At 68.2% G+C, this 21,074-nt stretch carries 22 protein-coding genes; 13 read left to right on the plus strand and 9 right to left on the minus strand.

Annotation, left to right across the window (positions count from 1 at the left end; all coding sequences use genetic code 11):
- Both AC1DFE_RS09185 and AC1DFE_RS09190 read left to right on the plus strand, forming a co-directional pair.
- The coding region (locus tag AC1DFE_RS09185) for a choice-of-anchor Q domain-containing protein (RefSeq protein WP_476905590.1) at nucleotides 1-267 on the plus strand (267 nt) is incomplete at its 5' end.
- Between the two features lie 76 nt (nucleotides 268-343).
- Nucleotides 344-640 (plus strand): antibiotic biosynthesis monooxygenase family protein, encoded by a 297-nt coding sequence (locus tag AC1DFE_RS09190; RefSeq protein WP_476905591.1) that lies wholly within the window; start codon nucleotides 344-346, stop codon nucleotides 638-640.
- A 37-nt stretch (nucleotides 641-677) separates the two neighbouring features.
- Here AC1DFE_RS09190 and AC1DFE_RS09195 read toward each other — a convergent pair whose 3' ends face one another.
- Nucleotides 678-2,861 (minus strand): S1 family peptidase, encoded by a 2,184-nt coding sequence (locus tag AC1DFE_RS09195; protein ID WP_476905592.1) that lies wholly within the window; start codon nucleotides 2,859-2,861, stop codon nucleotides 678-680.
- Entirely contained in the window at nucleotides 2,858-3,529 is a 672-nt protein-coding gene (locus tag AC1DFE_RS09200; protein WP_476905593.1) for a tyrosine-protein phosphatase, read from the minus strand. Before AC1DFE_RS09200 ends, AC1DFE_RS09195 begins: the two co-directional genes overlap by 4 nt.
- Nucleotides 3,530-3,751: 222 nt before the next feature.
- Here AC1DFE_RS09200 and AC1DFE_RS09205 point away from each other — a divergent pair, with 222 nt between their 5' ends.
- Genes AC1DFE_RS09205 through AC1DFE_RS09215 form a run of 3 tightly spaced genes read left to right on the plus strand, consistent with a single transcriptional unit; the run spans nucleotide 3,752 to nucleotide 5,339 of the window.
- On the plus strand, nucleotides 3,752-4,603 hold the full coding sequence (locus AC1DFE_RS09205) for an SGNH/GDSL hydrolase family protein (protein ID WP_476905594.1): 852 nt from the start codon (nucleotides 3,752-3,754) through the stop codon (nucleotides 4,601-4,603).
- A gap of 39 nt (nucleotides 4,604-4,642) precedes the next feature.
- Nucleotides 4,643-5,074 carry an SRPBCC family protein gene (locus AC1DFE_RS09210; RefSeq protein WP_476905595.1) on the plus strand — a complete coding sequence of 144 codons (432 nt, stop codon included), beginning with the start codon at nucleotides 4,643-4,645 and terminating at the stop codon, nucleotides 5,072-5,074.
- A 34-nt stretch (nucleotides 5,075-5,108) separates the two neighbouring features.
- Nucleotides 5,109-5,339 carry a DUF6480 family protein gene (locus AC1DFE_RS09215; RefSeq protein WP_377948614.1) on the plus strand — a complete coding sequence of 77 codons (231 nt, stop codon included), beginning with the start codon at nucleotides 5,109-5,111 and terminating at the stop codon, nucleotides 5,337-5,339.
- Between the two features lie 54 nt (nucleotides 5,340-5,393).
- Here AC1DFE_RS09215 and AC1DFE_RS09220 read toward each other — a convergent pair whose 3' ends face one another.
- The 5 genes from AC1DFE_RS09220 to AC1DFE_RS09240 form a co-directional block, all read right to left on the minus strand.
- Nucleotides 5,394-6,248 (minus strand): 3-hydroxyacyl-CoA dehydrogenase family protein, encoded by an 855-nt coding sequence (locus AC1DFE_RS09220; RefSeq protein WP_476905596.1) that lies wholly within the window; start codon nucleotides 6,246-6,248, stop codon nucleotides 5,394-5,396.
- A complete protein-coding gene (locus tag AC1DFE_RS09225) occupies nucleotides 6,245-7,069 on the minus strand; it encodes an enoyl-CoA hydratase/isomerase family protein (protein WP_476905597.1) in 825 nt (274 codons plus the stop codon). The genes AC1DFE_RS09220 and AC1DFE_RS09225 overlap by 4 nt, the downstream gene beginning before the upstream one ends.
- Nucleotides 7,069-8,280, minus strand: coding sequence for a thiolase family protein (locus AC1DFE_RS09230; protein ID WP_476905598.1), 1,212 nt, complete (start codon nucleotides 8,278-8,280; stop codon nucleotides 7,069-7,071). Before AC1DFE_RS09230 ends, AC1DFE_RS09225 begins: the two co-directional genes overlap by 1 nt.
- A 187-nt stretch (nucleotides 8,281-8,467) precedes the next feature.
- Nucleotides 8,468-9,157 carry a pentapeptide repeat-containing protein gene (locus AC1DFE_RS09235; protein WP_476905599.1) on the minus strand — a complete coding sequence of 230 codons (690 nt, stop codon included), beginning with the start codon at nucleotides 9,155-9,157 and terminating at the stop codon, nucleotides 8,468-8,470.
- The gene (locus tag AC1DFE_RS09240; RefSeq protein ID WP_476905600.1) at nucleotides 9,157-9,615 is read right to left on the minus strand and encodes an SRPBCC family protein; all 459 of its coding nucleotides are present in this window, start codon (nucleotides 9,613-9,615) and stop codon (nucleotides 9,157-9,159) included. Before AC1DFE_RS09240 ends, AC1DFE_RS09235 begins: the two co-directional genes overlap by 1 nt.
- 234 nt (nucleotides 9,616-9,849) lie before the next feature.
- On the opposite strand from AC1DFE_RS09240, the gene AC1DFE_RS09245 reads away from it, so the two are divergent.
- Together AC1DFE_RS09245 and AC1DFE_RS09250 are read left to right on the plus strand one after the other, a co-directional pair.
- Nucleotides 9,850-10,026: a CsbD family protein gene (locus AC1DFE_RS09245; protein WP_236804990.1), complete on the plus strand. Its 177-nt coding sequence runs from the start codon at nucleotides 9,850-9,852 to the stop codon at nucleotides 10,024-10,026.
- A gap of 162 nt (nucleotides 10,027-10,188) precedes the next feature.
- Nucleotides 10,189-10,914 carry a dienelactone hydrolase family protein gene (locus AC1DFE_RS09250; RefSeq protein ID WP_476905601.1) on the plus strand — a complete coding sequence of 242 codons (726 nt, stop codon included), beginning with the start codon at nucleotides 10,189-10,191 and terminating at the stop codon, nucleotides 10,912-10,914.
- 76 nt (nucleotides 10,915-10,990) lie between these two features.
- On the opposite strand, the gene AC1DFE_RS09255 is transcribed toward AC1DFE_RS09250, so the two are convergent.
- Nucleotides 10,991-12,454, minus strand: coding sequence for an amino acid permease (locus AC1DFE_RS09255; protein ID WP_476905602.1), 1,464 nt, complete (start codon nucleotides 12,452-12,454; stop codon nucleotides 10,991-10,993).
- 400 nt (nucleotides 12,455-12,854) lie between these two features.
- On the opposite strand from AC1DFE_RS09255, the gene AC1DFE_RS09260 reads away from it, so the two are divergent.
- Nucleotides 12,855-13,328, plus strand: a complete 474-nt coding sequence (locus tag AC1DFE_RS09260) for a hypothetical protein (protein ID WP_476905603.1) — start codon at nucleotides 12,855-12,857, stop codon at nucleotides 13,326-13,328.
- On the plus strand, nucleotides 13,325-15,247 hold the full coding sequence (locus AC1DFE_RS09265) for a hypothetical protein (RefSeq protein ID WP_476905604.1): 1,923 nt from the start codon (nucleotides 13,325-13,327) through the stop codon (nucleotides 15,245-15,247). Before AC1DFE_RS09260 ends, AC1DFE_RS09265 begins: the two co-directional genes overlap by 4 nt.
- 130 nt (nucleotides 15,248-15,377) lie before the next feature.
- On the opposite strand, the gene AC1DFE_RS09270 is transcribed toward AC1DFE_RS09265, so the two are convergent.
- Nucleotides 15,378-17,156: an ABC-F family ATP-binding cassette domain-containing protein gene (locus AC1DFE_RS09270; protein ID WP_476905605.1), complete on the minus strand. Its 1,779-nt coding sequence runs from the start codon at nucleotides 17,154-17,156 to the stop codon at nucleotides 15,378-15,380.
- Between the two features lie 360 nt (nucleotides 17,157-17,516).
- Here AC1DFE_RS09270 and AC1DFE_RS09275 point away from each other — a divergent pair, with 360 nt between their 5' ends.
- The 4 genes from AC1DFE_RS09275 (at nucleotide 17,517) to AC1DFE_RS09290 (ending at nucleotide 20,997) form a co-directional block, all read left to right on the plus strand.
- Nucleotides 17,517-18,278: a lysostaphin resistance A-like protein gene (locus AC1DFE_RS09275; protein WP_476905606.1), complete on the plus strand. Its 762-nt coding sequence runs from the start codon at nucleotides 17,517-17,519 to the stop codon at nucleotides 18,276-18,278.
- A gap of 33 nt (nucleotides 18,279-18,311) precedes the next feature.
- Entirely contained in the window at nucleotides 18,312-18,752 is a 441-nt protein-coding gene (locus AC1DFE_RS09280; protein WP_476905607.1) for a VOC family protein, read from the plus strand.
- Nucleotides 18,753-18,773: 21 nt separating this feature from the next.
- Complete coding sequence (locus AC1DFE_RS09285; RefSeq protein WP_476905608.1) at nucleotides 18,774-19,727, plus strand: 1,4-dihydroxy-2-naphthoyl-CoA synthase; 954 nt, start codon at nucleotides 18,774-18,776, stop codon at nucleotides 19,725-19,727.
- A gap of 61 nt (nucleotides 19,728-19,788) precedes the next feature.
- Nucleotides 19,789-20,997 carry an AMP-binding protein gene (locus tag AC1DFE_RS09290; RefSeq protein WP_476905609.1) on the plus strand — a complete coding sequence of 403 codons (1,209 nt, stop codon included), beginning with the start codon at nucleotides 19,789-19,791 and terminating at the stop codon, nucleotides 20,995-20,997.
- Nucleotides 20,998-21,074 lie beyond the last annotated feature (77 nt).

Consider the following 21,074-nt stretch of genomic DNA (forward strand, 5'->3'; position numbering starts at 1 on the left):
GACGGGTCCGGCTGGACGGAGCAGTCCAACGTCGTCAACGGCCCCAGCAACGTCCCGCTGGACAACAGTTCGACGACCGCATCCGCCCAGTTCGTGAATCCCCCCGACGATCTCCACCTCACCAGCGGCAGCCCGGCCATAGACCGCGGGGACAGCATCCCGTCCGGGGCGCACCTGGACCAGACGTCCGTTCCGCAACCGGGACAGTGTTCCGGAACCGGAAAGCCCGACGCCGGCGCTTATGAATACGGCCCGCCCAACTGTTAGCGCGGGAGTCTTCCGCACCCGGCGGCACCGGAAGATAATCAGGTATCCGTTCTAGACACCAATGGAGGTGGTTGGCGTGTCTGTATACACGTTGGGTATCTGGCTCGTGAAGCCCGGCCACGAGGAGGACTTCGTGAAGGCCTGGAAGGACATGGCCCACCGAACTAACGAGGACTATCCGGGCGGCCGGGCCCTGCTGATGCGTGACCGTGATGTGCCCAACCGCTTCATCAGTACCGGGCCTTGGGAATCACCCGAGCAGGTGGAACAGTGGAGGGCCTCGGCAGCTTTCACCGACGGCCTCGCATCGGTCCGCGACATCATCGAACACTTCGAGCCGCACACACTGGACGAAGCGGCCACCATCGGCTGAGCGGGCACTGCTCCGGTCACACCCCCTTGCTGCTTGGCTAGCGCCTGGTGTGCCGCCGAACCGCTACCAGCAACAAGCTGCCGAGCAGCAGAACGGTTCCTGCGACAGCAGCCGCAAGGGTCAGCCCTGACACCCCTGTGTCGGCGAGCATCGGCGGCGTCGCGTCCTGGTCCGGAACTGCAGCGCCGTCCGGGCCATCATCGGCAGGGCCGGCGGCAGGAAGCACTGCCACCACCGAAGGCTGGGGCGCCGGCGCCAGCACCGCCGGCTCGCCGCCCTGCGCTGCAGCAGGCTGGGACGCGGCCGGCGGGGACGCGGCTGGCTGCCCACTGGGGGCTGGGGTACCGGCGCCGGAGCCATCGGGGGCCGGTGCTGTACTGAACGTGCTTAGCCCGGACCTGCTGAAACCGTTAATCGCCTGGGCTGTGAACTCCGTGGCGGGGCCGGGCGCGCTAAAAGCCCAATTACCCGCGGCGTCCACGCCCACGTCGAACGGCTCGCGGCCCGGGAAAGTGATCCGGGCCCGGGTTCCCGCAGGCACGTCGGTGGCCGGGTCCGCGGCCAGCCGGCCGGTAATCCGTTGCCCGGCCGCGATCGGCCCTGCCGGGAGCGAGCCGGCAGGGACCGGCCTGTTCAGGAAGAGCCGGAGCTGCACGCCGGGCAGGACCGACATCGAATCCTCGAGCGTGGCCGCAACGGCAAAGTTCTCTGTGGAGGCACTGGTTTCTCCGGCCGAGTGTGTGCCCACGGCGTAGTTCCCACTGATCCACGGCCCGCCGGAATCGCCGCCGCTTGATTCCACCGAGTGGGAGAGGAAACCGCTGAAGGAGCGCAGATCATCAGGGTCCCCCGAGCCTCCGCCCACGACGTAGATCCCCACCTCGTCCACGGTCCCGCATGACCATCCGGCGGTCCGTCCGGAACGGCACACGGCCTGTCCCACGAACGGTGAGGCAACGCCCACGACCTTCACGGACCCCCTGCCGAGGCGGGTGGCATCCTCCCATGTGGTGGCGGCCGGCAGTGCGTCAAGGTCCGGGCGGATGGATTCGATGACCGCAATGTCATTCCCCGGCGTGCCGGGGTTCTCCGGATCAAGGACCCTTGAATTCCCGGGGCCGCCGAACTGGCTGAAGCCGAAGGTCCCGAGTTCCCCGGTGACGGCATTGTCCGCCAAATACCCGCCGGCGGGATCCCCGGCGGGCAGGGTCACTTCGGCAAGGCGCGCGGCGCCGTCGTCGGCACAGTGGCCGGCGGTCAGGACCAAAGGCTGGCCCTCGGCGCTGAACGCGCTGAAACCGGCCGAGCACACCACGCCGCCGTCGATCCGGTATCCCTGGCCGCCGAAGAAGTCCTCCTCCGGTGCCAGCGGCTCGCCGGTTTCGAGGACCACGTTGGCGTACTGCCCCACGAATTCCGGCGCGGACAGTCGCCCGCCGCCCGCGTGGTCCGCTGGCGCCGGGGCATGGCCTTCGGTGGGACCGGCGCCAGGTGCTTTAGTGCCAGTTGCCGCGGTGCCGGGCTGCGGTTCGGCCTCCGGCACGTTCACGCCGCCCGTGCGGATGATGAACTTCCCGTCCGCCTCCGCCACAGCCTGTAGTCCCGCCGGCCCCACCTCGCGGAGGTACGCCTGGTAAAGCTGCCCAACGCTTCCGGCCCGAAGATCCTTCGCGGCGTCAGGCTTGGCAGCCGGCTTCGGTGCTGCGGCCTCCGGAGCGGTGACTGCCGAAGCTGGCGCGAGCACGAATTCCTGGCGGGCCTCGGGGCTGGCTGCGTTGATTGCCTTCACAGCCTTGGCCAAGGCAGGTCCGGTTCCCGTAACCACCACCTTGGCGTCGTCGATTCTGAGCGCTTCAAAGCCGGGAACCGTGCGGAGTGTGACCAGGGCGGCAGCCGCGCGTTTGCCCTGCTCCCCTGCGGCGTTGAATTCCTCCAGTGTCATGCCCAGGTCACGCAGGACCGCTTCGGGAAGGCCGTCCCCCGGCACTCCCGCCACTGTGTGCGTGGCCGGGGAAGGCACCTCGGAACCACCGGCCGCCGGGGCAGCCGGGGCAGCCGGGGACGGCACCGGCGGCGCGGCATCGGCGCCGCCCGCCGCCGTCGTCGTCGTGCTTTCCACGGCAGCGTAAGCGGGGACCGACGCGAGCGGTGCGCCCAGCGCGACCGCCGCCGCCAGGACGAGTGCGCGCCGGAGCGCCCGGCCGGATGCGGCGGAAGTCACAGGGCAACCCTCGCGCCGAGGGCTGCGAGCACGGCGTCCAGTTCGGGCTCGGTAACGCCGTTCCGCAGCAGGAATTCCCGGGTGTTGAGCCCGCGCACGAAGTCGAGAACGCGGGCGCCACGGGTCTCCAGGAGCGGGGTGAACGTCTCCTCATCGAGGTAGCGTTCGTACGGATGCGGCGGCCACATGGTCCGGTGGCGTTCGTTGATGCTGCGCATGGCCGACTGGTAGCTGGCCACGATCTCGGTATCACCGGCCCCGGCAAGGTCCTGGAGCATGGCCGCGATCATGCCGCTGCGGTCCCGGCCGGCCGAGCAGTGGATCACCACGCCCCCAGGGGCGCCGGCCACCGCCTTGAAGACGGCCGCGAGCCGGTCCGGAAAGAGGCGGGCATTGGCCGCATAGTGCGCGGGGTCGTTCAGGTACGGGTTGCACAGGGCCTTGAACTCAGGGTTGTCCGGGTCCTCGGTGGGTGCATGGACCACGTCGAACGCCGCGAGCGCCCCGCCCACCTCCGGGTCGGTGGGCCGGCGCTGCCGTTCGCCGGGGTTCCGGAGGTCAATGATCGTGCGGATCCCGTCGCCGTAGGCTTCCTTCCAGCCAGCCTCGGTGACACATTCCCGCCGCCCCATCCGGTACACCGAACCAGCCACAAGCCAGGCGTTCACCGCCCCGTCCCAGCCGACCTGTCCCCTCGCGCCCACGGAGCCAGCTAACCACACCTGCCCCGGCAACCGCACGGGTTCCGCGGCAAGTTGCGGCGGATTGCAGCGGCCGGAGCAGGCCATCATCCAGGCTGGGTGAACTGCACGGGTGCAGCCTTGACCTCGGGCGTACCCTTGGACAATGGGCGGCGCCGCTCCACGGCCTGAGCGAATATGGGGATTCAGATGACAGCCACACAGCCTTTGCGACTGCGGATTGTTCGCCTCACCGGCGTCCTCGCGGCGCTGGCCCTCGCCGGCCTGACCGCGGCACCGGCGTCCGCGGACCGGTTCGACTCCTATGTGGCGCTGGGGGATTCCTATGCGGCGGGCCAGGGCGCCGGGCCCTATGAGGACGCCTGCCTGCGGAGCGACAACAGCTATCCGGCGCTGCTGGACGCGGCACGCAAGATCGACCTGGCCGGAAATGAGGCCTGCAGCGGCGCCACCACCAGCACCGTGCGGGCAGACCAGATCCCCTTGCTGAGCAAGAAGGTGGACCTGGTGACTGTCACCGCCGGCGGCAACGACCTGGACTCCATCGGGGCGCTGGTGACCTGTTCGCAGGACCCCGGCCCGGCGTGCACGGCTGCCCTCGGCCAACGTGCAGCCGTCCTGCAGACCGCTTTGAACAACCCGGCGGCCAGCCCGTTCTACCAGGGTCTTCAGGCCATGCTGAACGACATCATCGCGAAGGCACCGCGCGCTGACATCTACGTCACCGGGTACCCGCTGCTGTTCGCGCCCGGCGCCGGCCCGGCCGCTAATCCGGTGAACGGGCTGACGCAGCAACTGAACGCGGTCATCGCCAAGGCAGCCCGGGCAGCGGATGGCGGCCGTTCGAAGGTCCACTACGTGGATGTGGCGCGGGCGTTTGCCGGACATGGCATCGGATCGGCGCAGCCCTGGATCGTAGGCCTTCCGCCGCTCTGCACCGCCTCCGCCACCTGCGGCACCCAGACCGCCGATATCTTCCACCCGACGGCCGACGGCTACGCCGACGGCTACGCGGCCTCCATCAGGGCGGCTCTCCACTAAGACGGTGTGCCGCGCAACCCACGTGGCTAGGCTGGTGTCATGATCACAGTCTCGGGCACTGTCGCTTCGTCCCTGCCGGCGCGGACTGCGTTCGCCTACCTGTCCGCGTTCGAGCACACCAGCGAGTGGGACCCGGGCACGGCGGTGATGGACAAGCTGACGGAGGGGCCGGTCGCCGTCGGCCACCGATACCACGCCGAGGCACTGTTCCGGAACAAGCGCCAGCCCATCGAGTACGAGGTCATCGAACTGTTCGACAACCACATCAAGCTCCGGGGCGAACACCGGAACCTCGTGGCCTTTGATTCAATCGACGTGCGCTCGCTCAGCTCCGGATCTGAAGTCCTGTACACGGCCCAGTTCAGCATCAACTGGCCCTACAAGCTGCTGCAGCCGTTCTTCACGCCGCTGTTCATGCAGCTTCGCGATCCGGCTTTGAACGGGCTCCGGCAGAAACTCGGATCGCTTTAGCCGTCCAGCCGCAAATCCAGCAAAGGAGTACTCCGTGAGCAGCCAAAACCCCGACCCCCTTGAAGACCATCTCACCGGGCTGGAACCAGGCGGCGGAGTGCCGCCCGGGGAAACACCACCCGCTGAAAGCTCCACCGGAGGACCGCAGGGGCACGACGAGGGCGGACCGCCGCGGGGAACCCAGGTGGCGGTGCTGGTGCTCATCGGAATTGTGGTGCTGCTGTGCCTGCTGTTCTTCGTCGGCTACATCGTCGGCCTGCTGTAAGCCCGCCGAACCTCTGAAGGCGCGCCTGCCAGTAACCAGGCGCGCGTCCGCGGCTTAGTCAGCCCAGTCGAAGAAGCCCTTGCCGGTCTTGCGCCCCAGTTCGCCGCGCGCAACCTTGTCCCGAAGGATCTGCGGCGGAGCGAAGCGCTCGCCCAGCGTCGAGTGCAGATACTCGGCGATGCCCAGGCGGACGTCAAGGCCCACGATGTCGGTGGTCTTCAGCGGCCCGGTCGGGTGTTTGTAACCGAGCACCATGGCGGCGTCGATGTCCTCCGCGGACGCCACGCCTTCCTCCACCATGCGCATCGCCTCCAGCGCAATCGCCACGCCCAGCCGCGAGGACGCGAACCCCGGCGCATCGTTGACGACGACGGCGGTCTTGCCGAGCGCTTCCGTCCAGCCTTTCGCTTGGGCCGCCAGCTCGGCCGGCGTCTCCTTGGCCACCACCACCTCGATCAGGGTGGAGGCGGGCACGGGGTTGAAGAAGTGCAGCCCCACGAAGCTGGCCGGCCGCTGCAGCTGGGCGGCGAGGTCTGTGACCGAGAGCGAGGAGGTGTTCGAGGCCAGGAACGCCCCGGGCGCCAGCTGCTCCTCCACGGCTTTCAGGGCACTGACCTTCAACTCGAAGTCCTCCGGAACCGCCTCGACCACCAGGCCGCAACCGGCGAAGGCCGAGTAGTCGGTGGACGTGCTGAACCGCGCCAGGACCTCCTCCGGGGTTCCGTCCAGGGCGCCGCGGGCGGCGGACTTGGCCACGGCGTCGGCGACCCGGGTGCGGGCACCGGCGGCAGCGTCGCCGTCGCGCTCCACCACCACGACGGTGGCGCCCTTGATAAGGAAGGCGTGGGCGATTCCTGCGCCCATCCGGCCACCGCCGAGAACTCCGACGTGCTGGGGAATGGCGGTCATGACTTGGTCCCGTCTGTGGTTATTTTCTTGTCGTTCTTCTTGTCCAGGAAGGCCTGCATCCGGTCGAACTTGGCCTGCGACTCGAAAAGGATCCCCTGCGCCAGCTGGTCGATCAGCGGGTGGGCCTCGGCCGGGGCATGGAACACCGACTTGGTGATCCGGACGGCCAGGGAGTCCTGCCGGGCGATGCGGTCGGCCAGCCGGTGGGCGGCGTCCATGAGCTCGGCAGGCTCGTGGAGTTCGGTGACCAGGTTGACGGCGAGTGCCTCCTCGGCCTTCAACACCCGGCCGGCCAGCAGGATTTCCTTGGCCACCGGCTCCCCCACCAGCTCTTTCAGCCGCCAACTGGCGCCGGCAGCAGCCAGGATGCCCAGCCCCGTTTCCGGGTTGCCGATCCGCACCGCCGGGGTGCCGATCCGGAAGTCGGCAGCGTACGCCAGCTCGGCGCCGCCGCCCAGGCAGTAGCCGTCCAGCGCGGCGATCACCGGCATGGGCAGCTTGGCGATCCGCACAAAGATGGTGGAGTTGATGCCCTGCAGCGCGTCGTCGCGGCGCCGTTCCCGGAGCTGGGCGATGTCCGCGCCGGAGGCAAAAACGCCCTCGGTGCCGGCGATGATGAGGACCTTGGGGTTCTTCTCCAGTTCGGCGCAGACCGCATGGAGCTCGTCCACCATCTGCTGGTCGATCGCGTTCCGGACGTCCGGGCGGTTGAGGAGCACCACCACCCGGTCCCCACGCTCTTCGACCAGGAGGGTGCTGAACTCCCGGCTGCTCAAGTGTCCGTTCGCGCCGTCCTCGTTCGCGCCGTCCTGGCCCGCCACTACACGCGCTCCAGCAGCATGGCCGTGCCCTGGCCCACGCCGATGCACATGGTGGCCAGGCCGATCCGCGCGTCTTCGCGCTCCATCCGGCCCAGCAGGGTAATGGCGATCCGGGAGCCGCTGGAACCCAGCGGGTGCCCCAAAGCGATCGCACCGCCGTCGTTGTTCACGATGTCCGGGTCCAGCCCAAGGCGACGCACGCTGGCGAGGGACTGGGTGGCAAACGCTTCATTAAGTTCGACGGCGCCAAGGTCACCGACGCTGAGCCCGCTCCGCTTGAGCACCTTCTGGGTTGCCGGAACGGGGCCGATGCCCATGATCTCCGGCTCGCAGCCGGCGGACGCGCCGTCAATGATGCGGGCACGCGGCGTGAGGCCCAGCCGCTGGATTGCGGCCTCGGAGGCAACGATGATGGCGGACGCGCCGTCGTTGAGGGATGACGAGTTGCCGGCCGTGACCACCGAGCCGCCCGGCACCACGGGGCGCAGACCGGACAGAACGTCCATGGAGGTGCCAGCGCGCGGGCCCTCGTCCCTGTCCACCACCGTCTCGGACTTGCGGGTCTTGACCGTCACCGGGACGATCTCGTCCTTGAAGCGGCCCGCCTCGATGGCCGCGAGGGCCCTTTCGTGGGAGCGGACGGCGAAGGCGTCGGCGTCCTCGCGTGAAATGCCGTCCACGCGGCCCACTTCCTCGGCGGTTTCCGGCATGGAGTACGTCATCTTGCCGTCACGCGACAGCTCGCCCTTGGCGAACAGGGGGTTCACGAACCGCCAGCCGATGGAGGTGTCGAAGATGTCGCCTGGCCTGGCGAAGGCCGTTTGCGGCTTCTCCTGGACCCAGGGCGCGCGGCTCATCGACTCCACGCCGCCGGCCACCACGATGTCCGCAGCCCCGGACTTGATCATCTGGCTGGCCATGATGATGGCGCTCAGGCCGGAGGCGCAGAGCCGGTTTACGGTGATGCCCGGGATGTGCAGCGGAAGGCCGGCGAGGATGGTGGCCATGCGGGCCACGTTCCGGTTCTCCTCGCCGGCGCCGTTGGCGTTGCCGAGGATGACCTCGTCGATCGCGTCCGTGTCCACGCCCGCCCGGGCCACCGCCTCCCGGACCACCAGCGCCGCCAGGTCATCGGGCCGGACCGCCGAGAGCGCTCCGCCGTAACGTCCTACCGGCGTGCGGGCACCGCCAACCAGAAAAGCCTCGACCATGAGAACATCCTTTTCGCAGAAGCTGGGCCGGAAGCGAATAAATTACCGACCGTTCGTTCTATAAAGATTACACGGTGCGGGCAACCGGTCAACGGGACTGGAGTTTTTGTCCACTTGTCGCGACTTAAAGTGCCCCGAAGTCGTGACAATTGGACAAAAACTCTCCAGCCCCCGCAGGCGGGGCGCGTCAGGCGACGACGACGCCGAGGTGGGCGGCAAGCAGCGGCGCCAGGAGACCCAGCTGGTACTCGTCAATCACGACGCCGGCCAGGCTCCCCAGGCCGCTGATGCTCCGGAAGTCCGTGCCGCGCAGGTCGAAGTCCTTCAGCTTGGCACCGGCAAGGTCCAGGCTGCCGATGGTGCAGTTTTTCAGCGCCACGCGGGCGGCGGTGGCGGAGCCCAGGTCCAGTTCACTGATGATGCAGTCGCTGATCAGCACGTCCGCCAGCCTCGAGCCCCGCAGGTTCAGGTAGTCCAGCTTGCCGCCGTCGATCCGCACCGACTGCCAGCCGCTCTCGTACAGCTCGGCCGAGCCCCACCTCGGATTGCTGAAGACGACGTCGTGCATCGTGGACCGGGCGGCGTTCAGCACAGGGGCGAAGGCCTCCCCGATGACGCAGTCCCGGAAGGTGGCACCCCGCAGCTGGGCCTCGTTGAAGGAGACTCCCGCGAATTCACATTCGGCGAACGTGATCCCGCTCAGCTCCAGCCCGTCGGCGGTCACGCGGCTGTACCGCACGCCGTCATACCGGGCGGCGCGGCTGAAGTCCGGCGCGTCGTCGTCCCGCAGTTCTTCCAGCCGGACCGGCGCCAGCCTCGGGGGCGTGATCTTCGGCGCCGCACCCTGGCGGGGTTTGCCCGCAGACCTGCCCGCCATTACAGCTGCTCCGCCTTCGCCGCGATCTCGGCGAGATCCTTCGCCAAGGCCTTCCGGGTCACACTCATGCCCAGCCGCCCGAACAGGGCAAGCATGATTCGGCTGACTACAGTTGGCCGGAGGACTTCCGCACCGAAGGTCATGGTCAGGTCGGTCCCGCCGCCCCGCTCCTGCAGCGTGAAGCGGGACGTGTACTCGGCCCCGCCCTGCAGCGCCTTCACTGTTGTGCTGCGCGGCGGATCCGCTTGGGACACCCACATTTCCACGGTTTCTCGCCGGCCCATCATGGACCGCGTCTCCTTCCAGCGGGTGCCCTCGCCGTACGGACCCTCACTGACCATCTGAATGGATTCGACCCCGGAAAGCGTGGCGGCCGATCCCGGAACATCGGAGATCACCGCCCAGACTTTCTCCGGACTGGCGTTCACGTGCTGACTCAGGCTGATGCTGTGATCCATGCCTTCGAGCCTAGCGTCGGTGGCCGACAATCCGGACCCGCAGCGCGGCCACACCCCGTGCCTGTAACCCCCGGGATCTGACGCCTTCTACCCCGCGCCTGCACCCGGGATCACAGCCCGCGGCCCGGGGCCGCTACACGGAATCGCCAGCTCGGCCTAAAATAGTAAGCATGCTTTGTGTTAGGCTGAAATGACTTTGTCAGATCAACCGGCAACCGAAAGGTGGTTCCCATCATGGGTATCGGAGACAAGATCCAGAACGCTGCAGAGGACTTCGGCGGTAAGGCGAAGGAAGCGGCGGGCAACGCGACAGACAATGACCGCCTGAAGGCAGAGGGCCAGAAGGACCAGGTGGTGGCCGACGCCAAGAAGGTCGGCGAAGACGTCAAGGACGAACTCAAGCGGGATTAGTAAACCATCCCCGAAAACGGCGACGCCGGACTCCCTTGGGGGGAGCCTGGCGCCGCCGTTTTTGCTTGCCCGTCTAGGCACGCCGCCCCGGCCCCGGCCAGTCGGCCGGACACCCCACAAGGCCAGCCCGCGCTGGACTGCCGCCCGTGCAAGACTGGGCGCATGACGCACGTAGACCTGGGCGGGGCAGGCGCCGCCGCCGGCGGCTCCGAGAACCTTCGCGGTTACCTCGCCACACCCGCCGGACCGGGCCTCTTTCCCGCCGTCGTGATGATCCATGAGGCGTTCGGCCTCAACGACCAGATCCGCCGTCACGCCGACCGGCTCGCGGCGGCGGGCTACCTCACGCTCGCCGTGGACCTCTTCAGCGACGGCGGCCCGCGGCGCTGTCTGGTGGGCACCATGAAATCCATGTTCACCGGCGAAGGCCGGGTCTTTGCCGACATCGCTGCAGCGCGCTCCTGGCTTCAGGCATCACCGCTTTCCACCGGCCGGACGGGCGTGATCGGCTTCTGCATGGGCGGCGGGTTCGCCCTCCTCGCGGCCAACGACGGCTTCGACGCCGCATCCGTGAACTATGGCCGCCTCCCCCGCGACCTGGAACCTGCGCTCCGGGGCGCCTGCCCGCTCGTGGCGAACTACGGTGCGAAGGACCGAACCCTGCGCGGCGCGGCGGCCCGGCTGGATGCCGCGCTGGATGCCGTGGGCGTCGAACACGACGTCAAGGAGTTCCCGACGGCGGGGCACTCCTTCCTGAACGACCAGGAGGAAGGCCCGCGGGTGCTGCGCCCGCTGACGCGGGTGATGGGGATCGGCCCGGACCCGGCCTCTGCCCCGGAAGCATGGCACCGGATCGAGGAACACTTCGCCCGGCACCTCAAGGACTAGCCCCTCAGCGCGAGCGGACGGCGACGGCGGACGCCTCCGGAAAGGGAGCGCCCGCCGTCGTAATCACAACAGGAAACTAGTTGAAGAGTTCGCTCTTCGGCTCGTTGTTCCTGACCTTCCGCCAGCCCAGCCACAGGACCAGGGCGAAGAACGGAATGGTGGCCAGCGTCCAGAGGCCCAGCGGGAAGACCTCGCCCGTGGCCTTGTCCGTCATGGTGTCGAAGCCGATCAGCACCGTGATGGCCAGCAGCGCCACGAGTCCGGCCCAGCTGGTCCAGGGCGATCCCGGCATGGGCAGGCTGGAGACGTTGCCCTTCTTCTTGCGCAGCGCGATCTGGCTGGCGAAAATCGCTCCCCAGGTGAAGATCACGCCGATCGAGGCGGAGTTCAGCGCGAGGTCGAAGGCGTGCGAGCCGCCCAGCCAGATGTTCAGCAGGATGCCCACGAGGTACACCGTGGCGATGGCCAGGATGGCGGCGTACGGCACGTGGCGGCTGGACATCTTGGTCAGCCATTGCGGGGCATGGCCGTTGTTGGCCATGGTGCGGAAGATCCGGCCGATCGAGTACAGGCCTGAGTTACAGGAGGAGAGCGCGGCGGTGATGACGATCATGTTCATGACGTCGCCCATCCACGGCAGCCCCATCTGACCGAAGACCGTGACGAAAGGCGAGGTGCCGGCCTTGTACTGGTCCGAGGGCAGCAGCATGGCCAGCAGGGTGACGGAGCCGACGTAGAACACGACGATGCGGAGCACGACGGCGCGGATCGCTTTGGGCACTTCGCGTTCCGGGTTTTGCATCTCGCCGGCGGTGATGCCGACGAGTTCGATGGCGTTGTAGGCGAAGATGACGGCGTTGAGCACCAGGATCATCACCAGTGCACCCTTGGGGAACATGCCGCCGTCGCCGCCGAAGAGGTTGGCTGCAGACGCATGGCCGGCACCCACCTTGGCGTTGGTGACCACCATGAAGGTGCCCACGGCCAGGAAGATCACGATGGCGGCCACCTTGAGGCAGGACGCCCAGAACTCGAATTCGCCGAACGCCTTGACGCTGAGCAGGTTCACGGCCACCAGCAGCACCAGCGCGGCGATGGCGGAGAGCTCCACGGGGACGTTGGGGAAGAAGAACTGGAAGTAGAGGCCGATCGCAATGAGTTCCGCGATGCCGGTCATGGCCCAGTTGATGAAGTACATCCAACCGGACAGGTACGCGCCCTTCTTGCCGAACAGTTCGCCGGCGTAGCTGACGAAGGAGCCGGAGGTCTGGCGGTACATGATGAGCTCGCCAAGGGCCCGCATCAGCAGGTAGGCGATGACGCCCGCGATGGCGTAGGAGAAAATCAGCGCCGGGCCGGTGGAAGCCAGGCGGCCGCCCGCGCCCATGAAGAGGCCCACGCCGATGGCGCCGCCCATCGCGATCATGGTGACGTGGCGCCGGCTCAGGGTCTTCTTGTAGCCCTCGGCGCTGAGGGTCGAGTCGACGGCGGCGGATGGAGCCGTCGGGCTCATAAGTTCTGTGGGGGTACTTTGAGGCACAACTGTTCCTTGTAGGTCGGGGGTTGCCTTGGGTAGGGCATTGCCGGTTCCGGAACCTGGAGTTTTTGTACAGATAATTCGACTTCAGGCCCCTCTTGAGGACCGTATATGTACAAAAACTCGTGGAGCATCGAAGGTTCGCACGGCCCATCCATCGTACAAGATTTCCGAACGGCTCCGTGACGCGGGCAACATTCCCCTCGTTCTTCCCTGGTTTGGCACTGTTCAGATCCCGTCCTCACCGCCGTCGGCGAAACAGTAATTCGAATGGACAAAAGCCTCCCGTTGGCGGCCCAAATGCGGCTACTCTGAGCACCATGACCGGGGATTCGTTCCCGGCCGTGGCATCCGCACCGTCTCATGCGGACGTCGGCACTCGCGCCATTCTTCAGGGGGGACTATGAGAAACAGAGCTCTACTGCTGCCGGCGGCCTTGCTGCTGGCAGTCTCGGGGTGTTCCGGCGGGGGCTCAGACCCTGCCGGATCCAGCCCCAGCGCTTCACCAACACCCACCAGTACGACGGCGGTGTCCCAGCCGCCGTCGGATTCCTCACCACCCACTACGGCCCCTTCCCTGCCCACCGACGTGTCCACGTCGCTGAACGCGATCGACGCCCTGCAGGAGCACACCTGCACGGCCGGTGCGGACGGCCAGTGGACGTTCAAGGGAACCCTGGTCAATTCCTCGGGCAAGGCGAAGACGTACACCGTGGCCATCGCGGTCACAGTCGGCGCGGCGGTCCAGGGCCACACCCTGATCACGGAAACCGTCCAGGCAGGGAAATCGGCTGAGGTGTCTGCAGAGAACTTCGCCAAAACCACGGGCCAGGCCGGCACGTGCGAACCGGTTGTGTCGGTGGAGGATGCTTCGTGAAAAAACCAATACTTGCGGCTGCCCTGCTCCTGAGCCTGGCGGCCGGACCCTTTGCGTCCTCTCCCGCCCTCGCTGTCAGTTCCGAAGCTCCGCCGCCGGCGACCGGGACTTCCGCCGCGGCAACGGGCGCGTCGGGCACCACTGATCCGGCCACGGACCCGGCGGCCGACCCGGCCACGGACCCGGCGACCGACCCCGCAATTGATCCCGCTACTGACCCGGCCACCGATCCGGTGACGGACCCCCCGGCCCCGGAGCCGTCGTCGGACGCGGCCCTACCTGACCCGCCCGTCACGGAGCCGGCGCCCGCCCCCGAATATGTCACCGGCGGCGGCATCGGCGCCAAGTGGCGGAGCCTTGGCGGAGCGGGCGGCGTGCTGGGCGACCCGACGTCGAACGAGCAGTGCTCGGCCGGGCTTTGCGTCCAGACCTACGCCGGCGGCTCGATCTATTGGACGTCCAGGTCGGGTGCCCACCCGGTCCTGCGGGCCTCCGGACGCACCGGTCCGCAATGGACGGCGGGCGGCGGGCTGGCGGCCTTCGGCTACGCCATCGGCGACGAAATCGTTCTGGGGGCACGGTCCCTGCAGAAATTCTCCACCGGCAAGGTGATCATCTGGACGGGCTCCCGGTTCCTCAGCTTCTCCACCGGGACGGGCATCGGCAGCCGCTGGGCAGCCGCTGGGGCCGAGACCGTGCTGGGACTGCCGTCAGCCGGAGAGACCTGCGGCCTGAAAAACGGGGGCTGTTCGCAGGTCTTCGACGGCGGCACCATCTACTGGTCACCGCAGACCGGCGGCCAGGTGATCCGTGGCGGCATCGGCACCCGCTGGGCTGCCGCCGGTACGCAGAACGGCGTCCTGGGATACCCCACCACCACCGAGGCCTGCGGGCAGGTGGCCGGCGGCTGCCTCCAGCGGTTCCAGGGCGGCAGCATCTACTGGTCGCACGCCACGGGCGCCTGGATCACCCGCGGCGGCATCGGCACCCGCTACATCCTGACCGGCGAAAACCGGAGCTCCCTGGGCTATCCACTGGCCAACGAGGCCTGCGGGCAGGCCGCCGGCGGCTGCATCCAGCGGTTCCAGGGCGGCACCATCTACTGGTCTCCGCTGACCCCCGCCTGGACCGTCCGGGCCGGCATCGCCCAGCGGTACGCCGGCAACGGCGGCGCCGGCGGCTGGCTGGGCTATCCGACGTCGAACGAAAAATGCGCCGGGGACCAGTGCATCCAGTCATTCCAGCGCGGCTTCATCGGCTACACCAAGGCAGCCGGCACCCGGACCTACGGCATCACTGACTGCCAGAAGCTGAACAACGGACGGTCCCGGTACTCCACGTATGGCGCCAACCGGGTGCTGCTCACGTTCACGCAGGGCTACGGCCAGTCGTATGCCACGAACGTCTACTGCGTCCGGATGGCCGGAACGTACGTCCAGGACTGGAGGACAGACGGCTACGTGGGCGCCTCCGGCTTCAAGGCACCCGGCGTCCCGTCCGGCCCCACCCGCAACCTGTACTCGCCCACGGGCTCGTACTCGGTGACCGAGGCCTTCGGCTTAGGCAACCCGGGGACGAAGCTCCCCTACCGCACGCTGAACCCCGGCTCCCGCTGGGGCGGCAACCCGTGGACCGCGACGTACAACAAGTACTTCGAGTCCTCGTCGTGGGTGGGGTGGGACGAGAACATGTGGTACTTCGCCACCCGCGCCCAGCACGACTACCGCCAGGGCGTGGTGATCAACTACAACCGTCCCAACATTGTGCAGGACGCCGGCTTCGCCATCTTCCTGCACATGAACAAGGTCCCGACGGCGGGCTGCATCTCGCTGGACGACTGGGCAGTGGTGGATTACATCAGGAAGTCCACGCCCGGTGACCGGATCATCATGGGAACGTACAGCGCCCTGTTCCGGTAGCTTCCCGGTCCCCTGCGTTCCGCTAGCGGCGCCGAACCCCAGGCGGTTCGAAGAACCCAGGCCCGGCATCCGCCGGGCCTGGGTTCTCTCTTTGCCTTGCGCAGCGTAGGGGACGGCCCTGTTTGCCCGCTCAGGCGGGCAGCGCCACCTTCTCCAGCGCGCCGTCCGCCATCGCGTATCTGAGCCACGCGCCGGGTGTGCCTTTGCCGGCCCGGCCACGGGACCGGTCCGCGCAGCCGTCGAACCACTCACCCAGGGCCCGGTCGTGGCTGACCATCACCACCGTTCCGCCAAAGTCTGCGAGCGCGGATTCCAGTTCCTCCACCAGCACGGGGGCCAGGTGGTTGGTGGGCTCGTCGAGGAGCATGACCTCGTTGTGGCCCAGCAGCAGCCGGGCGAGTGCCAGCCTGCGCTGCTGGCCTGCGGACAGCGCGCCCACCGGAACATGGAATTCGCTGGTGCGGAAGAGGCCCAGGCGCAGCAGCGCTTCGGCGTGGTGGTCGATGTTCCCGCCCAGCCCGGCGGCGAAAGCCGGCAGCAGGCGCAGGGCGGGATATGCGGGCGGCTCCAGCTCCTGCTGCAGGTAGCCGATCCGGCCGTGGCGCTCCACCCGGCCCGCGACCGGTTCGAGCGTTCCCGCCAGAACAGAGAGCAGCGTGGACTTCCCGGCACCGTTGGGACCCGTGATGAGGATCTTCTGCCCCCGGTCCACGCGGAACTCGGGGACATCCAGCCGGCCAGGCACCTGGGTGTTGCAGGCGTGCAGGACCCGGCCGGCCGCTTCCTGGGCCTCGCCGGCTGAGCCCAATCCGCCGTCGGAACCGGCGGGGGCGTTCAGCCCTGCCTCCAGCCCGGCATCGAACCCGCCGTCGAACCCGCCGTCGAACCCGGCGTCGAGCTTCAGGCGTTCCGGCGGGCGCTCCACGGGGTTGTCCTCCAGGCGGCGCAGCCGTTCCTGCGCATTGCGGATCTTGCTGGCAGCGGCTCGCTGCCAGGTTCCGGTCTTGAAGTCGAAGGCTGCCTTGTCGTTGTCCCGCCGGCGGGCATAGCCCATCCGGCCGGCCACCGTGGTAGCCTGCCGCCGTTCGGCCTCCATGGCGTCAAGCCAGCCGTGGTACTGCTGCACCCAGCGCTGGCGTTCGGCCCGTTTCTCCTTCAGGTAGCCCTCGTAGCCGTTGCCGTAGCGGTTCACGGTGCGGCGCTCGGCGTCGACCTCGATCACGGCGGCGGCGATCTTCCGCAGCAGCACGCGGTCGTGCGAGACCACGACGACCGCGCCCCGGTGGGCAGCCAGACGGGCTTCGAGCCAGGCAGTGCCGCTGGCGTCCAGATGGTTGGTGGGCTCGTCCAGGAGCAGGATGTCCGCGGGGTCGGCCAGCAGGCAGGCCAGCGCCACGCGCTCCTGTTCGCCTCCGGACAGCGAGCCGAGCGTCCGGCCACGGTCCACGCCGCCCAGGCCCAGCCGGTCCAGCGCCGCCTCCACACGGGATTCCGCAGCGTAGCCCTCGCGCAACTGGTACTGGGTCTGCAGGTTCCCGTACGCCTCGAGCTCGCCCGGTGCGGCTGCAGCCAGACCGTCTTCCAGCCGTTCCAGCTCAGCTTCCATCTCCCGCAATGCCAGCAGCGCCTCGTCTATCGCGTCAGCCACTGTCAGCCGGGCTGGCAGCCCGGATGTCTGCGCCAGGTACCCCACCCGGCCGTGCCGCTGGGCCCTGCCTTCTGCAGGCGCCTCGATTCCGGCGAGGATCCGCAGCAGGGTGGACTTACCGGCCCCGTTCTCCCCCACGACGGCGGCATGTTCCCCGGCGGAGATCGCGAGTTCGACGCCGGCGAAAAGCTCGCGGTCCCCATAGCCGTGTGTGACCCCGGAGAGGTGCAGCTGGTCGGTGCGGAAATTTGGGTCAGTCATAGGAAGTCCTCGCAGTTCAGGGGCGGCCCCGGAGCTCAGTGAGATGCTCGACGGTGCTTTGTCTTTGGCCTTGTCAACGCGGACGCCTTGGCGGCAGCTTGCGGGTCCGCGGAACCCAGGTCGACGGATCCGGGTGACGGGATACAGGCCGGAACATGATCGACGCCGGACCACGCCGGCGTCGGGAGTTAGGACTTCATGGGTCAAGCCTGCCCGCCGTTGGGCGGCCCCGTCAAGGTGCGGCCGGGCGCTGGCGCACTACGCTGCAAGCGCGAACGGGCAGTTAAGGCCCCGACTGCCCGCGCAAACGTGGCCACAACTGTCCGTTCGCGCGGGGGGTTGGCGCACTACGCTGGAAGCATGGTGAATACCAGACGCATGCTCCCCGCCCCGCGGCCGGATCTTTACCGGTTTTCGCCGCTGGACCTCACCGCCGTCGGGCTTTACGTAGCCGTCGCCGCCTTCTTCGCACTGGCCGGGGAACTGATCCTGCCGCTGCTCCGCCAACTGGCCCCGACTCCCGCTGCCGCCTCCTACGGCGTGAACCTCGTCTTCTACGGCTGCGTCGGCGCCCTGGCACTGTTCGCCGCCCGCGGGGTGGTGTCCCGGGACCTCAAGGTGCTTGCCACGCGGCCCTGGTTCACGCTCGCGATGGTGCCGCTGGCCGTCGTCGCAATGATGATTATCACGGCCATCCTGGTTGCCGTAGGCGGCACCACCGGAACATCGGCCAACCAGGCCGGGCTGCAGGCGCTCGTGCGGCAGGTGCCGGCGTGGCTCATGGTGCCACTGATCGTCGTCGTTGGCCCGTTCGTCGAGGAGTACGTGTTCCGGCACCTTTTGATAGGCAAGCTGAGCCGGCGGGTCAACATCTGGATCTGCTGCGGCCTGTCCGTGGTTTTCTTCGCCGCACTGCACATCGTTGGCCAGGAAGCGCTCACCCTCCCGGCGCTCATGCCGTACCTGGCCATGGGCGGCACACTGGTGTTCGTGTACGTGTGGACGGGGCGGAACCTGATGTTTTCCTACTTCGTGCATGCAACGAAGAACCTGCTGGCCGCGATCTTCCTCTACACCATCCCGCCGGAGCTCCTGGACCAGCTGCAGCGGGCCCACGGCTAGAAAACCTCGCACCCGCCGTCGTAGCTTTGTGCCATGGGACTCAACATTCAGATAGCCATCGACTGCAAGTACCCGCACGACCTTGCCGACTGGTGGGCCGAAACCCTGGACTGGTCGGTGGAGCCGCAGGACGAGGGCTTCATCCGGTCCATGGTCAGCCAGGGCTTCGCGACGGACGACCAGACCATGACGCACAACGGCAAGCTCGTGTGGAAGGACGGCGCGGCGATCCGGCCCACCGAGGAACTGGACGCCAAGGCACCGGGCCGGCGCCTGCTGTTCCAGACCGTGCCGGAGCAGAAGACCATCAAGAACCGGGTGCACTGGGACGTGCGCCTCGACGGCCGGGACAAGGATGACGTCCGCGCTGAACTGGAGGCCCGCGGTGCTACCTTCCTCTGGACGGCCAGCCAGGGTCCCCACGAATGGCACACCATGGCCGACCCCGAGGGCAACGAGTTCTGCATCAGCTGAGCCGATTACTAGACTTGGACGGTGAGCAACGAATTCCCCGCCAAGGTATCCGACGTCTTTGACCCGTCCCGCTGGCGTACCGTGTCCGGCTTCGACGACTTCCAGGACCTGACCTACCACCGGCAGGTGGAGCGGTCCGAGAACGGCTCCGTGGCCAGGGACCTGCCCACCGTGCGCATCGCGTTTAACCGGCCGGAGGTCCGCAACGCCTTCCGCCCTGGAACCGTCGACGAGCTCTACCGCGCCATGGACCACGCGCGGATGACGCCGGACGTGGCCACGGTGCTGCTCACCGGCAACGGCCCCTCCCCCAAGGACGGCGGACACTCGTTCTGCTCCGGCGGCGACCAGCGGATCCGGGGCAGGGACGGCTACCGCTATGCCGACGGCGAGACCCAGGAAACCATCGACCCCGCCCGTGCCGGCCGGCTCCACATCCTGGAAGTCCAGCGGCTCATGCGGACCATGCCCAAGGTGGTCATCGCCGTCGTCAACGGCTGGGCAGCCGGCGGCGGGCATTCCCTGCACGTGGTCTCCGACCTGACCATCGCCTCGCGCCAGTTCGGAAAGTTCAAGCAGACCGACGCTACCGTGGGCAGTTTCGACGCCGGCTACGGCTCGGCGCTCCTGGCCCGGCAGATCGGCCAGAAAGCCGCCCGGGAGATCTTCTTCCTCGCCCGCGAATATTCCGCTGAGGACATGGTCCGGATGGGCGCCGTGAATGAGGCAGTGGACCACGAGCGCCTCGAGGAGGTGGCCCTGGAGTACGCCGCGGACATCGCGCGGCAGTCCCCGCAGGCCATCCGCATGCTCAAGTTCGCATTCAACCTGGCCGACGACGGCCTGGCCGGCCAGCAGGTCTTCGCCGGCGAAGCGACCCGGCTGGCATATATGACGGACGAGGCCGTGGAGGGCAAGGAAGCCTTCCTGCAAAAGCGCGACCCGGACTGGTCCAAGTTCCCGTACTACTTCTAAGCCCGCACTCGTCGGAAGGCACCCCCATGCTCCCCAGGCCCGCGCATCCCAGGCGCACGCAGTGAATATCGAGCCGGCCCTCAAGGCCCTGGCGGCCGCCCTCCACGGTGAGGGTCCCGCCGTCGAACTCGCCGCCGGCCCTGACGGCGATCCGGTGGTGACGCCCGTCCCGACCCCCGGGTTCGAGGACGCCGTCGCGGTGGTCCGCACGTCCGGGTCCACGGGAACGCCCAAGGCGACGGTCCTGACAGTGGACGCACTGGCGGCGTCGTCGATGGCGACCGCCTTCGCACTCAAGGGCGAGGGGCAGTGGCTCCTGGCTCTGCCGCTGCAGTACGTTGCCGGCGTGCAGGTGCTGGTCCGCTCGCTGTTCGCCGGCACCCGGCCCTGGGCGATGGACCTGGCCGGGGGTTTTACCGCCGACGCCTTCACCGCCGCTGCGCTGGAGCTGACGGACAAGATCCGCTTCACGTCACTGGTGCCCGCGCAGTTGCAGCGGCTCCTCGTGGAACCGTCGTCCGATACGCTCGCCGTGCTGCGCCGCTTCAACGGCATCCTGCTGGGCGGCGCCCCGGCCTCTGCCGAACTCCTCGAGTCCGCGCGCGACGCCGGCCTGCGGGTAGTCACCACCTACGGCGCTGCGGAAACCTGCGGCGGCTGCGTCTACGACGGCTATCCGCTCGAGGGCGTGGCCGTGCGGCTCGCCGAGGACGGCCGGATCCACCTGGGCGGGGCCACGCTCGCCGCCGGCTACCTGGACGCGCCGCGGCAGACCGCCGAGACCTTCGTCGAGGAGGACGGCGGCCGCTGGTACCGGACCAACGACCTCGGCACCCTGGACGCCGACGGCCGGCTGACCGTGCTGGGCCGCGCCGACGACGTCATCATCACCGGCGGCGTCAAAGTCTCGGCCGCGCACGTGCAGGCTGAGCTGGAAAAGTCCGACGGCGTGACGGCGGCTTTTGTGGCCGGCGTCGAGTCCGCGAAATGGGGCCAGGCCGTGGCGGCCTATGTGGCGCTGGCCGGGAGTGCGTCCGGGGGCGGCCTTGGCGGCACCCGGCTTGACGGCGACGGTGCCGGGTTTGATGGCGCCCGGCCTGATGGCGCTGCCAGGGACGGGGCGGCGTGGGCCGAGGAATGGCACCGAACTCTGGGGCTACTTGCCCCCAAGACCGTCCTTCCGGCCAGCGAACTGATCATGCTGCCCAATGGCAAACCGGACCGGCTCGCCATGATTGAACGGCTCAACGCGCTTCATCAGGGAAAATAGACTAGTCCTGCCGCGCCGCTGCGGCTTCCGCGTGCCCAGCGCGCACCAATGCTTTACTACGTATCACCGACCCAACA

This window comes from Arthrobacter sp. 05T423 (assembly GCF_056396245.1).